This is a genomic window from Pseudomonas fluorescens group sp. PF-1 (assembly GCF_054481335.1).
On record NZ_JBTMNG010000002.1, the window covers coordinates 950,858 to 963,794 of the forward strand.

General features: G+C 61.2%; 14 protein-coding genes. All 14 read right to left on the reverse strand.

What is annotated here, in order from left to right:
• Window positions 1-86: 86 nt before the first annotated feature.
• Window positions 87-1,097 (reverse strand): FecCD family ABC transporter permease, encoded by a 1,011-nt coding sequence (locus ACX3YD_RS18995; RefSeq protein WP_458960750.1) that lies wholly within the window; start codon window positions 1,095-1,097, stop codon window positions 87-89.
• Entirely contained in the window at window positions 1,094-2,053 is a 960-nt protein-coding gene (locus ACX3YD_RS19000; RefSeq protein ID WP_458960751.1) for an ABC transporter substrate-binding protein, read from the reverse strand. Before ACX3YD_RS19000 ends, ACX3YD_RS18995 begins: the two co-directional genes overlap by 4 nt.
• Window positions 2,050-2,838, reverse strand: coding sequence for an ABC transporter ATP-binding protein (locus ACX3YD_RS19005; protein WP_458960752.1), 789 nt, complete (start codon window positions 2,836-2,838; stop codon window positions 2,050-2,052). Before ACX3YD_RS19005 ends, ACX3YD_RS19000 begins: the two co-directional genes overlap by 4 nt.
• Window positions 2,839-3,017: 179 nt before the next feature.
• Window positions 3,018-4,397, reverse strand: coding sequence for a PepSY-associated TM helix domain-containing protein (locus ACX3YD_RS19010; protein ID WP_458960753.1), 1,380 nt, complete (start codon window positions 4,395-4,397; stop codon window positions 3,018-3,020).
• A 107-nt stretch (window positions 4,398-4,504) separates the two neighbouring features.
• The gene (locus tag ACX3YD_RS19015) at window positions 4,505-6,622 is read right to left on the reverse strand and encodes a TonB-dependent copper receptor (protein WP_458960754.1); all 2,118 of its coding nucleotides are present in this window, start codon (window positions 6,620-6,622) and stop codon (window positions 4,505-4,507) included.
• Window positions 6,623-6,729: 107 nt separating this feature from the next.
• On the reverse strand, window positions 6,730-7,176 hold the full coding sequence (locus ACX3YD_RS19020) for a DUF2946 domain-containing protein (RefSeq protein WP_458960755.1): 447 nt from the start codon (window positions 7,174-7,176) through the stop codon (window positions 6,730-6,732).
• A gap of 21 nt (window positions 7,177-7,197) precedes the next feature.
• Entirely contained in the window at window positions 7,198-7,677 is a 480-nt protein-coding gene (locus ACX3YD_RS19025; protein WP_458960756.1) for a copper chaperone PCu(A)C, read from the reverse strand.
• Between the two features lie 48 nt (window positions 7,678-7,725).
• On the reverse strand, window positions 7,726-8,124 hold the full coding sequence (locus ACX3YD_RS19030; protein ID WP_458960757.1) for a DUF2946 domain-containing protein: 399 nt from the start codon (window positions 8,122-8,124) through the stop codon (window positions 7,726-7,728).
• Between the two features lie 99 nt (window positions 8,125-8,223).
• Complete coding sequence (locus ACX3YD_RS19035) at window positions 8,224-8,514, reverse strand: addiction module antidote protein (protein ID WP_130206386.1); 291 nt, start codon at window positions 8,512-8,514, stop codon at window positions 8,224-8,226.
• Between the two features lie 3 nt (window positions 8,515-8,517).
• A complete protein-coding gene (locus ACX3YD_RS19040; RefSeq protein ID WP_130206388.1) occupies window positions 8,518-8,820 on the reverse strand; it encodes a type II toxin-antitoxin system RelE/ParE family toxin in 303 nt (100 codons plus the stop codon).
• Between the two features lie 193 nt (window positions 8,821-9,013).
• Complete coding sequence (locus ACX3YD_RS19045; RefSeq protein ID WP_458960758.1) at window positions 9,014-9,742, reverse strand: cobalt-precorrin-6A reductase; 729 nt, start codon at window positions 9,740-9,742, stop codon at window positions 9,014-9,016.
• Window positions 9,739-10,836 (reverse strand): cobalt-precorrin-5B (C(1))-methyltransferase, encoded by a 1,098-nt coding sequence (locus tag ACX3YD_RS19050; RefSeq protein ID WP_458960759.1) that lies wholly within the window; start codon window positions 10,834-10,836, stop codon window positions 9,739-9,741. Before ACX3YD_RS19050 ends, ACX3YD_RS19045 begins: the two co-directional genes overlap by 4 nt.
• The gene (gene cbiE, locus ACX3YD_RS19055; RefSeq protein ID WP_458960760.1) at window positions 10,829-12,040 is read right to left on the reverse strand and encodes a precorrin-6y C5,15-methyltransferase (decarboxylating) subunit CbiE; all 1,212 of its coding nucleotides are present in this window, start codon (window positions 12,038-12,040) and stop codon (window positions 10,829-10,831) included. Before cbiE ends, ACX3YD_RS19050 begins: the two co-directional genes overlap by 8 nt.
• 163 nt (window positions 12,041-12,203) lie before the next feature.
• A complete protein-coding gene (locus tag ACX3YD_RS19060; protein ID WP_458960761.1) occupies window positions 12,204-12,854 on the reverse strand; it encodes a hypothetical protein in 651 nt (216 codons plus the stop codon).
• Window positions 12,855-12,937 lie beyond the last annotated feature (83 nt).

Sequence of the window (12,937 nt, forward strand, 5' to 3'; positions counted from 1 at the left end):
CCGGCACCTTGGTGCGCAGGGGTGCGCCAGATTGGGGCGAAGAGGTGTTGGCTGGCACCGATCACTGCGGGTGCGCAGCAGTGCGGTCAGCGACGACGCATCAAACCGATGAAGAACAGGCCGCCAATCGCCGCAGTGGCGACGCCGATGGGCAGGTCCTCCGGCGCGATCAACGTCCTGGCGGCTACATCGACCCACACCAGAAATACGCTGCCGAGCAACACGCACACTGGCAGCAACCGCCGATGCTCGGCCCCCACCAGTCGCCGCGCAATGTGCGGCACCATCAGGCCGACAAAGCCGATGGAACCGCTGATGGACACCAGCACGCCCGTCATCAGCGAGGCAATCACGAACACCCGCAGCCGGATCGTTCGTGCATTCAGCCCCAGCGTCACGGCGGTTTGTTCACCGGCCATCAACGCGTTCAACGGCCGGGCCATGCCGAGCAGCAACAGCAACCCCAGCAGAACGCTGGCAGCCGGCACCGCGAGCAATTCCCAGCGCGCCAGGCCGAGCCCGCCGAGCATCCAGAACATCACCGCCGAACTGGCGCGGTGATCGCCCATGAACAGCAGCAGATTGGCCATCGCCATCATCACGAACGACACTGCCACGCCACACAGCAGCAGGCGATCGCTGTCCAGCCGACCGTTGCGGTTGGCGATCATCAGCACCAGCAGCATGCTCGACAAGGCGCCGATAAACGCCGCGATGGGCAACGTCAGCAGGCCGACGATTTCACCCACGTGCAACACCACGATCACCGCACCCAGGGTGGCGCCCGAGGTCACGCCGAGCAGATGCGGGTCGGCCAGTGGATTGCGCGTCACCGCCTGGAGCGTTGCGCCGATCAACGCCAGCCCGGCACCGACCAGTGCACCGAGCAACATCCGTGGCACGCGAATCAGCCAGACGATGTGTTCCTGTCCGGTGCTCCAGTCGGGTAAGCCGAGACCGCAGAGCTTGTGCAGCAGAATCCGCCAGACGACGTCCAGCGGCACCCGCGCCGGGCCGAAACCCAGTGACATCACCGCCGACATCAGCAACAGCGTGCCGAGCGCGATCAGCAACCAGGGGTAGTGACGGTTAATCATTCGCCGTGAAAACCCTTGGCCAGGGTGGCGACGGCCAGCACGTTATCGATCCCCGGCGTGGCCTGCACGTAAGGAATGACGATGAAGTGCTGGTGCTTGATCGCGTCCACCGATTGCAGGGCTTTGTTGTTCAGCAGAAACCGGATCTTCTGATCGGCGGTGATCTCGCTGTAGTCGACGATCACGATCACCTGAGGATTGCGTTCGACCACGGTTTCCCAATTGACCCTGGTCCAGCTCGCCTCGACATCGTCGAGCACATTTCGCCCGCCAGCGGCGTCGATCAAAGCTTGCGGCATACCGAGGCGGCCCGAGGTCATGGCCCGGTCTTCACCGCTGTCGTACAGGAACACGCGTGGTTTTTCGGCGGGCAGACCCTGGCGGATCTCGGCGACTCGCGCCTGCATGGCGCCGATCAAGGCATTGGCGCGATCCTGCACATCGAAGATTCTGCCGAGGTTGCGCAGGTCGTTGTAGGTGTCTTCCAGCGTGGCCGGCGGGCGCTTCATCACGAAGGCGCAGGACTCGGTCAGCTCATAGACATTGATGCCTAGAGGCTGAAGGGTTTGCGGCGTGAGGTCGCCGCCCACGCGCATGCCGTAGTCCCAGCCGGCGAAGAAGAAATCGACGTTGGCATTGAGCAGGGTTTCCACCGACGGGTACTTCGCCGCCAGTTCCGGCAAGCCATCAAGAAGGGTCTGCATGTCAGGCGTCACCGCCTTCCACCCGGACACACCGCTGTACCCGGCCATCTGTGGCTTGAGGCCGAGGGCGAGCATCATTTGGGTCATGTTGATGTCATGGCTGACCGCGTGTTTCGGCGCCTGCTGGAAGGTCACCTCGCGGTTGCAGCTCTGAATGGTCAGCGGGTAATGCGTCGCCTCGGCCAAGGTGTGGGCGCTGCCCAGCAGTAAAACGAGGGTGAAACTGCGGCGCAGCAGGGAGCGCAAAATCATGGTCGGGTTATCCAGGTCATTCGTGGGTAGCCGTGCAAGGGGTGTTCATCGATCAGCGCTTCGACGCCGAAGACGTTACGCAACAGCGCGGCGTTGAGGACTTCTTTGGGCGCGCCGCCGGCGACGATGCGGCCGTGGTTGATCACGTACAGTCGATCGCAAAAGGCGGCGGCCAGATTGAGGTCGTGGATGCTGGCCAGCGTGCCGATCTTCAGGCGCTTGACCAACCTCAACAGCTCAAGCTGATAGCGCGGGTCAAGGTGATTGGTTGGCTCGTCAAGGATCAGCAACTGTGGTTGCTGGGCCAGGGCCCGGGCGAGGATCACGCGCTGTTTTTCACCGCCGGAGAGGGTGGAGAAGGCATGGTCCTCGAAGCCCTTGAGGCCGACTGATTCCAGGGCCTGGGCCGCGAGATTCCGGTCTTCGAGGGAGTCGCCATCGAACAGGCCTTTGTGGGGCGTACGGCCCATGGCGACCACTTCGTTCACGGTCAGGCCGAACGCCTCGGGGAATTCTTGCAGGACCACGGCGATGCGTTGCGCGCACCAGCGTGAGGATTGCTTCCAGACGTTGTGATGCTCGAGCCGGACTTCGCCGCCCTGCGGTTTGCTGAAGCGCCAGGCGCAACGCAACAGGCTGGTCTTGCCGCTGCCGTTGGGGCCGATCAAGCCGACGAACTCACCGGCAGCCACGTGCAGCGAGGCATCACGCAGCTGGAACTGGTGATGACAGTGGCCGTGGCCCAGGGGCGACCAGGTGATGTTGTTGAGGTGAAGCGAGGTCATGCCGCTACTCTTGAGGTGAAGCTGATGGTCTCTTCGCTGGCAAGCCAGCGCCCACAGGTGTTGTGCAAATTCTGTGGGCGCTGGCTTGCCAGCGAAGGGGCCCGAAAGAAAACCCGGAACTGCCGGGGTGATGCGCGAGGCAGTCTACAGTGCTGACAACCCCGCGCATCTCGCCTGTCTCAAGATGAAGATGAGGCCGACTCAGTTTGCCGGCCCAAGCGCGAAAACAGCACACGATCGAGCACCCAGATCACCACCAGCGAGGCACCCACCAACGGAAACGCCACGGCCAACGCGAACATGATGACCATCGCGGTTTTCCATTTCGGCAGGTCGTGACGCAGCGGCGGAACGCCGAACTTGCCTTGTGGGCGACGCTTCCACCAGATCACCACGCCACTGACGGCGCTGAGCAGGATCATCAGGCAGATCAGCAGCACAATGATCTGATTGAACACCCCGAACATCTTGCCTTCGTGCAACATCACGCCGATTTCCGTGGCGCGGGCAACGGTGCCGTATTGCTCAAAACGCACGTCGGCGAGGACCTTGCCGGTGTACTGATCGACATGCAGGGTGGCGTCATTGCGCGGGTCATCGGCGAACACGGCGATGGTGAACACCCCCGTGGCGGTGGTCGGCAAGGTGATGCTGTAACCCGGCTCGACCTTGCGTTGCACGGCGATGTCCTGCACGTTTTGCAGGCTGATGACCGGTGCCGCAGGGCCAGCTTGCGCGCCGCCATGGGCCATGTGCTCGGCATGGTCACCGGACATCGGCATCGGCGTATTTTCCATGGCCCACGGCACGGTCTGGCGCGCGGCGCTGTTGAGGCTGCGGGCCTCGACGTCGGACTTGGGGACGTCATCCCACATCGCGGCGGGGAACACGTTCCATACTTCGGCGTATTGCTTGCCCCAGAACCCTGTCCAGGTCATGCCGCTGAGCAGCATCACCAGGAGCAGCGAGGCCCCCCAGAACCCTGTCACAGCGTGCAGGTCACGCCAAAGCACCCGTCCGCGACTGTTCAGGCGTGGCCACAGAATCCCCGCCGCCTGGCCGCGCGGCCACCACAGGAATACCCCGGAAACCACCAGTACCACGCCCCAACCGGCCGCCAGTTCGATGAGTCGGTCACCCACGGTGCCGATCATCAGCTCGCCATGAATCGCACGGGCGATGGCTTGCAGGTTCTTCTTGGCATCTTGCTCGCCGAGGATGTCGCCGTGGTACGGGTCGACGAATACATTCAGTTCGTTGCCGCCATTGAGCACGACGAACTGGGCACTGCGTTCGGCGTTGACCGGTGGCAGGTACTGCTTGATCGTTCCTTGTGGATACGCGTCTTTCACGCGCTTGAGCAGGTCGTCGGCCGGGACGGTGTGATGGCCGGCGGGGACGTTGAGCAGGCTGCTGTACATCAATGAATCGAGTTGCGGCTTGAACAGGTAAATCGTGCCGGTCAGGGCCAGCATCACCATGAAGGGGGCCACGAACAGGCCGGCATAGAAGTGCCAGCGCCAGGCCAGGTTGTAGAAATTCACTTTGGGCTGTTTCATCTTGTGTGCTCCGCTTGGCTTGGATCTTTTTGTTGTCTGTTACGGTTGCTGCGCAACCGATCGCGAGCAAGCTCGCTCCCACAGGGGGAGCGGGTTGCCCTCGAGGGTTAGAAGCTCATATCCACCTTGGTCCAGAATGTGCGCCCGGGCTCCTTGATGGCTTGCGGGTCATTGGCCGGGTAACCGAAACCGGCGTTGCCCGCCAGGTTCAGGTGTTCGGCGTAGGCCTTGCCGAACAGGTTGTCGACGCCAGTACTGACTTTCCAGTTCTGGTTGATCCGGTAGGCGCCGTTGAGCGAGAACACGCTGAACCCCGGGGTCTTGTCGAAGTCCTTGCCGACGACATTGCCTTTGTTCTGGTCGATGCGGTTTTGCGCGGCGACCACTCGCCACAGTGCGCCGGCGCTCCAATTGTCTTCGCTGTAAGTCAGGCTAAAACGTGCGTCCAGCGGCGGCATTTGCGGCAACGCACTGCCATCGCTGCTGTTCTTGCCCCAGGCGTAGGCCAGGGTCGCGTCCGTTTTCCAGCGGTCGGTGAGCTGGTAGGCCGCGCCCAATTCACCGCCCATGATTCGCGCGTCGATGTTCTCGGCCTGCGAGGTGGTGCCCATCATTCCCGGCGTGTAGTCGAACAGAATGTAATCGCGCACCTGACCGACATAAGCCGAGGCCCAGGCTTCGAGCGCTTCGGTCTTGTATTGCAGGCCGACGTCGAGTTGGGTGGTTTTCTCCGGTTTGATCGAATCGAAGGCGTTCACCGAACCGGCAGGACCGGAGTTCGGCGAAAACAGCTCCCAGTAATCCGGGAAACGCTGGGTGTGCCCGAGGCCCGCGTACAGCGTGGTCGGGCTGTCAGCCAGATCGTGTTCATAACGAATGAAGCCGCTCGGCAGGGTGTCGGCGCGGGTGTCGTCGGCGGTCGGATTGGGCTGGGTCATCATGCCGGAGCCGGTGGTTTGCCGGTAATCCTTGGCCGAAGCACGGTCCAGGCGTGCGCCGCTGATCAAACGGTCACGCTCGGCGGCATACCAGGTCAGCTCGCCGAACACTCCGTAGTTATGGAAGTCAGCGTCCTTGGTGTAGGGCAGGTTCTGGTAGGTGTCGACACCCATGGCGCTGCGTTGGCGGTGTTCGTTGGTCTGCGCATCGATGCCACTGATCAGTTGCACATCGGCCCAGTGCCAGGTGGCCTTGATGCGGGCACCGAGGGTGCGGCGGTCGACGTTGGAGGCCATGGGGCCGGCCATCATGCCGGTGCCGGACGGCGTGCGCAGGGTGTAGTTGTCCATCACGTGGTCGGCGTAGTTGTAGTAGACCTGAGCCTCGAGCTTGTCCAGGACGTCACTGATGTTGGACTTTTCGAAGCGCAGGCCAAGGCTTTCGCGCTTGAACTGCGAACCGTCCATGCCGCGCCCGGCGTAACGGGCCTCGCCGTCGCCCTTGCCGGCGGTCAGTTCCAGCAAGGTATCGGCGTCGGGGGTCCAGCCGACAGCGACGTCGCCGTTCCATTTGTCGTAGCGCGACGCGACGGTGTCGTTGTTGCCGTCTCGATAATCATCAGAGTGCGCGGTGTTGCCGATGACGCGCACGTATCCCAGCGGCCCACCGGCAGCAGCGTCCACCAGCTTGTCGAACCGGCCGTTGGAACCGGCCAGCACGCTGGCATTCACCCGGGTGCCGAGTTCGCCGAAACGTTCCGGTTCACGGTCGAACAGGATGGTGCCGGCCGAAGCGCCAGGCCCCCAGAGCACGGTTTGCGGGCCTTTGATGACGGTCAGCTTGTCGTAGGTTTGTGGAGAAATGTACGAGGTGGGTGCATCCATCCGGCCGGGGCAGGCGCCGAGCATCATGCCGCCGTCGGTGAGGATGTTCAGCCGTGAACCGAACATGCCGCGCAGGACCGGGTCGCCATTGGTACCGCCGTTACGCACCATGGCGAATCCGGGAATGGTTTTCAGGTAGTCGGCACCGTCGCTGGCCGGCACCGGTTGGCGCGGCTCCTTGGGGTTGGTGACGATGGTCAGCGGTGAACTCGGCGCAACGGCGGTGATGACCGTCGGGCTCAGTTCTTCAACATGATTGGCGTGTTCATCGGCCAGCGCCACCGGCGCCAGAAGGGCACCGCACAGGATGGCGGTGGCGTGCCTGAAGCGGATGCTGGCTTCGTTCAGGGCAAAAGAGGCTTGGGTAGGGCTCAAGCGTGAGTCAGCAGAAAACCTGGACATGACAATTTCCATCGAACAGTCGTAAACGACACGGCCGACAACCTGCGCAATCCCTGTGGGACCGAGCTTCGGTTGTCTTGCGAACGTGTGAAATCAGTGGTGGGTGTTTACGCGAGGACGGGCGGGGCGCGGGTGCGGGCGCCGGGGAAGAAGGTTTGCCGGGCATGGCCCAGGCGCGGGGAAGGTGGGGTGAAAGTATTGACGGGCGGGGTGTCGAATGCGGTGAATGACACGCCACCGGTGAGCGCCGGGCAGTTGAACAGCAGGCTGCAATAGCCGCATTTTTCCCAGAGGACATGATGCCCGGCTTGTGGCGGGCAGTGCTCGGCGGCGGGTTGCGCACCGTGGTCGGCGTGCTCCATTGCCGACATGTCCATGCTCATGTCCATCGACATGTTCATGGACATGGCCGCACGCGAATCCATCGGCATCGACTGAGATATCAGCGGACCGATGAAAATCATCAGCATGGCGAACAGGCTGATCCAGCTGCCGCGTGTCAGGCTCAATGGCTGACGACGTGACCTGGATGACCTGGCGCTAAGCGCGCGCATGGGCGTTTTCAGCTCAGGCGATTACGGGGTATGCGCGTGTGCTGGCATGCCATCCGGCGCCTGCTTCTGCACCGTGACGTCGACCTTCACGTCACCGGCTTTCTCGAAGTGCAGGGTCATCGGGAACCGTTTGCCGTCAGTGAGCAGGCTGCGGTCTTTCAGGTTCAGGAGCATCACGTGATAGGCCATCGGCGCAAAAGTGATCTCGCCGCCAGCGGGGATCTCCACGCTCGGTACGTGCTGCATTTTCATCATGTCGTTTTGCATGACGTGCTCGTGCAACTGAGCTTCACCTGCAATGGGGGTATCGGCGCTGAGCAGGCGGTCGGCGGTTTTGCCTTGGTTGTGAATCACGAAGTACGCCGCAACGGTCGGCGCATTGGGCGGCAACTCTTGCGACCACGGGTGGGCGATTTCCAATTCGCCAACTTTGTATTCGTGGGCATTGGCAAAGCAGGCAGGCAGCAGCAACGCGGCCAGAACGATGAATTTGTTCAACATGGCAGTTCTCCGGAACGATTCAAAACGCAGTTCAATTGCGAGAAGGAATCACACCAGAGGGGAGGCACGGGGATTGAGACTGGGCCATTGCTGGCGCGGAGTCGGGGTGTTGAGGGACGACGGAGGCAAGCTGCGATTGGATTCGAAACTGGCGAAATACAACTGCGGTTCATGCCCGGGCAACGCCACCAGCGGCGCGGAACCGGAGCAGCACCAGCAATGCTGCATATTGGAATGTTCGTCGCTTTGCGGTGCCTTCTGCTCACTCTTGCCCAGAGAAATCGCCACCATTTTGGTGCCGCTGGATGAACAGAAACTGCCCCACAACACTTGTTCGGCAGGCGCTTTGGCCGTCTGCGCCATCGCTCCGGACATCGGCATGGCGAGCATGTTGAACAGCACTGCGAAGCAGGCTATCCAGGCAATTGCGAGCCGTTGTCGGGACATGGAAAAAATCCGTTTGGGTGGGCGATCAGGCGCGGGCTATTTAGCCTGATCAGGGCCGATAAGTAAAAAGGCTGCGTGCGGTGTGGTGTCGCAGTGCGATCAGATCGCAATGGCATGCAAACGCATACCCAACGCTTTCATGACCTTCATGATAGTCGCGAATTCTGGATTGCCAGTGCTGCTCAACGCCTTGTATAGGCTCTCACGACCTAACCCTGCGTCACGGGCAACTTGTGTCATGCCTTGCGCGCGGGCTATGTCGTTGAGCGCCGCGCGGATCAGAACACCGTCACCTGCATCTTCTTCAAAGCAGGCATCCAGATAGGCAGCCATTTCTTCCGGAGACTTGAGAAATTCCGCTGCATCGAAACGGGTGAATTGTTCGGTCATGATTTACTCCTCATTACCGATGTTTTGCGCCATTTGAATGGCACGTTTGATATCTCGTTTTTGAGTCGATTTATCACCGCCTACCAGTAGTAAATAAACCACTTGGTCCCTACGGGCGAAGTAGATCCTGTAACCGGGACCCTGGTGTACGCGCATTTCATAAACTGCCGCGCCTATTGGCATGCAATCACCAAAGTTTCCATGCTGAGCCGCCCGGAGTCTTGCGATGATGCGAGCCTTGCCGATGGTGTCTTTCAATGAGTCGAGCCAATCGGCAAACGCTCGGGATCGTTCAAAGTCGATCATGTTGGGGATCGTATTCCTTGGGATACAAGTTGGCAAGCAGTGCTATTCCGAGGATGAATCCAGGTCTCCTCTTGAATGGCTAATCTGTTGACTTGATCGATTTAGAGGAATCCGAATATAGGGGGAGCGATTTAGAGTAACAGCCAGCTTTTTCTCGGTTTTTTGCCGGAAAATTCGCGGATTTTTGCAGGTCTTAGGAATGGTCTGGCAGCGACAAGGCTTTAAGTAATTGCCCGACCGAATCAAACTCCCGCTCAACCCCCGGCAACACCGGCCGCTTCAACACCAGCACCGGCACCCCGCGTTCCCGCGCCACTTCCAGCTTCGGTTCGGTGGCGGTGCTGCCGCTGTTTTTGCTGATCAGCACGTCGATCTGCCGGCGTTCGAACAGCACACGCTCATCCTCGATCAGGAACGGCCCGCGTGCACCGATCACTTCGCAGCGCTCGTTGCCGGGATAAACGTCCAGTGCGCGCAGGGTCCAGAATTGATCCGGCGGGATTTCATCCAGGTGCTGAAGGGGCTCGCGTCCGAGGGTAAACAGCGGTCGCCGAAAGGGTTTGAGTGCCTGGATCAGTTCGGCCCAGTCGCTGACTTCGCGCCAGTCATCCCCGGGCTGTGGTTGCCACGCCGGACGCCGCAGCGCCCAGCAGGCGATGCCACTCAAGCGGGCGGCGGTCGCGGCGTTTTGGCTGATTCGGGCGGCGTAGGGATGGGTGGCGTCGAGCAGCAGATCGATCCTTTCATCGCGGATAAACTGCGCCAGGCCTTCGGCACCGCCATAGCCACCGACGCGCACCTGGCAAGTCAGATCCGTCGGCACCCGACCGACACCGGCCAGGCTGTAGATGTGTTGTGGCCCCAAGGTTCGGGCAATTGCCAGGGCCTCGGTGACGCCACCGAGCAACAGCAGGCGTTTCATTGGAAGGCACTCGCGTGGCCGACGATCCCGCCCTGGCGATCGATCGCGAACACTTCGACCTGAACCTGCGCCGGCACCACGCTGCGGGCAAAGTCCAGGGCATGCCGACACACCGCATCACCGAGGGCGATGCCGGCATTACTGGCCATGGCCAACGCTTGCTGACTGGTGTTGGCTTCGCGGATGCTTTGCTGCAACGCCGCGTCGGCGCCAAACGCTGCCGCCCATTCGGCCAGTTGTGGCAGGTCGATGCTGGAGTGCCGACTGTGCAAGTCCATGTGCCCGGCCGCCAGCTTGCTGATCTTGCCGAAGCCGCCACAAAGACTGAGTTTTTCCACCGGCACTTTGCGCAGGTGCTTGAGCACGGCGCCGACGAAGTCACCCATTTCGATCAGGGCAATTTCCGGCAGGTTGTAGACCCGACGCATCGCGTCTTCGCTGGCATTGCCGGTGCACGCGGCGATGTGCAGGTAACCGTTGGTCCTGGCGACGTCGATGCCCTGATGGATCGAAGCAATGTACGCCGCGCAGGAAAATGGCCGGACGATGCCGCTGGTGCCAAGAATCGACAGACCGCCGAGAATCCCCAGGCGCGGGTTCATGGTTTTCAGCGCCAGTTCCTCGCCGCCTTCGACGTTCACCGTGACCTCGAAACCGCCGCCGTAGCCGAATTCATCGGCCAGTCGGGTCAGGTGATCGGTGATCATTTTGCGCGGCACCGGGTTGATCGCCGGTTCGCCGACGCCCAGCACCAGCCCCGGCCGGGTGACGGTGCCGACACCACGACCGGCCCTGAAGCTGACGCCCGGCTCGCCCACAAGGCGGACCCGGGAGTAGAGCAAGGCGCCGTGGGTCACGTCAGGATCATCGCCAGCGTCTTTGATGGTGCCCGCTTCGGCGCAGTCCTCGGTCGTGCGGCAAAACTCCAGGCGCATCTGCACCTGTTTGCCTTTGGGCAAGATGATTTCTACGGCATCCGAGCTCGCGCCGCCGAGCAGCAGGCGAGCCGCCGCAAGGCTGGTTGCCGTCGCGCAACTGCCCGTGGTCAGGCCACTGCGCAGGGGGGCGGGTTGTTCGGCGGTTTCGTCACGCATCGAAAGGCTTCGTCACGTCCAGCAAGGTAATCGGCAACGCCTGACGCCAGGTATCGAAGTCGCCCAGCGGTTGTGCCTGAGCGATATGAATCCGCGTCAGGTCTCCGCCGTGTCGGTCGCGCCAGGCCATCAAGGTCATTTCACTTTGCAGCGTGACCGCATTGGCGATCAGCCGGCCGCCGGGTTTGAGGGCTGCCCAGCAGGCGTCGAGCACGCCTTCGCGGGTCACGCCGCCGCCGATGAAAATCGCGTCCGGTCGCTCCAGCCCGGTCAGGGCCTGCGGTGCACTGCCGCGAATCAGTTGCAAGCCTGGGACGCCGAGGGCATCGCGGTTGTGTTCGATCAACTGCTGGCGCCCTGCATCGGCTTCGATGGCCAGCGCCCGGCAGCTTGGGTGGGCGCGCATCCACTCGATGCCGATCGAGCCGCTGCCGGCACCGACGTCCCACAAGAGCTCACCGGGGATCGGGGCCAGGCGTGCGAGCGTGACCGCGCGTACATCGCGCTTGGTCAGTTGGCCGTCATGTTTGAACGCCGAGTCCGGCAAACCGGCCAATCGTGACAGGCGCGGTGTAGAGGCTTCGGCAATGCAGTCGATGGCGATCAAGTTCAGGTCGGCAATCGCGGGATCGCTCCACTCGCTGGCAATGCCATCGATCCGCCGTTCCGCGGGGCCGCCCAAGTGTTCCAGCACGCTGAGGCGACTGGGGCCGAATCCTCGATCACGCAGCAATGCGGCGATGGCGGCGGGGCTGCCCCCGTCGTTGCTCAGGACCAGCAAGCGCACGCCGCTGAATAATTGCGCGTTGAGGGCGGCGACGGGGCGGGCCACCACCGATAACGTCACGACCTCCTGCAAGGGCCAGCCCATTCGGGCGGCGGCAAGCGAGCAAGAGGAGGGGGCTGGCAGAATTTGCAGGTCGTCGCTGGCCAGTTGTCGGCTGAGGCTGGCGCCGACCCCGAAAAACATCGGATCGCCGCTGGCGAGCACACACACGGGCTCACCGCGCAGGGCCAGCACGGGCTCGACGGAAAACGGGCTCGGCCAGCTCTGGCGCTCGCCCCGAATGCACGCCGGCAACAGGTCCAGGTGCCGCTGACCGCCGAAGATCCGTGAGGCATGCAACAGGGCGTGCCGGGCGTTCTTGCCCAGGCCTTTGAAACCGTCTTCACCGATGCCTACTACCGTCAGCCAGGGGGCCATGCCGTTCCTCTTCTGTAAACCGAAGCCAAATCACTCTGCGCAACCTGCGTCGACTCACGCAGGTTGCGCATCATAACTCGGCGGCGAATGCATTCGCCTGTGGCAGCGTGCGAAATCGTTGTTGACGGTGATAGAGGTGTTAATGGGGGCGGTGGATTTAATTTTATTGATGACGCTTTCTCAGATCGAATCTCTTCATTCTGATTTCGAGGCGCTTTTTCTCGATCATTGATCTTTTGCTTTCAAGTATTCTTTTATCCAGTTTAAGGCTGGCTCGATGCTGGATGATTGTTGCGGGCTGTTCTTCCCAGCTCCAGAATATAAAACTGTTCTTTTTGGCGTTGGCTACCAATTCCAGATTGAACACTGCAACTTCAAGAAAGCCTTTTGAGTCATACCGCACAGGGATAACCTGAAAGCGCTTGCCATTAAGGCTTTCCTTATCCAGTGAGGCGATCGCCGGATTGTCCGGTTTCAACGCGTCGAGGGTATCGATCATGGCGTTCCCTTGTCGGGAGTCGGGCATGCGCTGTGCGCTCTGAACCAGAAAATCCGCGATGCTCGTCGAGATGTCGTATCGCGTGCGAGTGAAGATGGCGTCCTGAAAGACAGACCAGCCAAAAAAATTCAGCGTCACTACATACTCATGTAACCATTTTTCCGAATCGGTAAATCGGCTGCTGACCAGGTCCGCGGAATGGGTGGCTATTTGTGTGCAAAAGGTAAAATCATCGTAGTCCGCGGGTGAGAGTTCACTGATGCATGAAATAAGATTGGGGCCGGTTAATGTTCCAGAGGGTTTGTCCATAACCATACACTGCTCCTTGTAGGTGGTGTTTGTGTTGTGATGCGAGTTTTTAATGGTTGATGAAACTACAAAGAATCATCGGTCGTTGA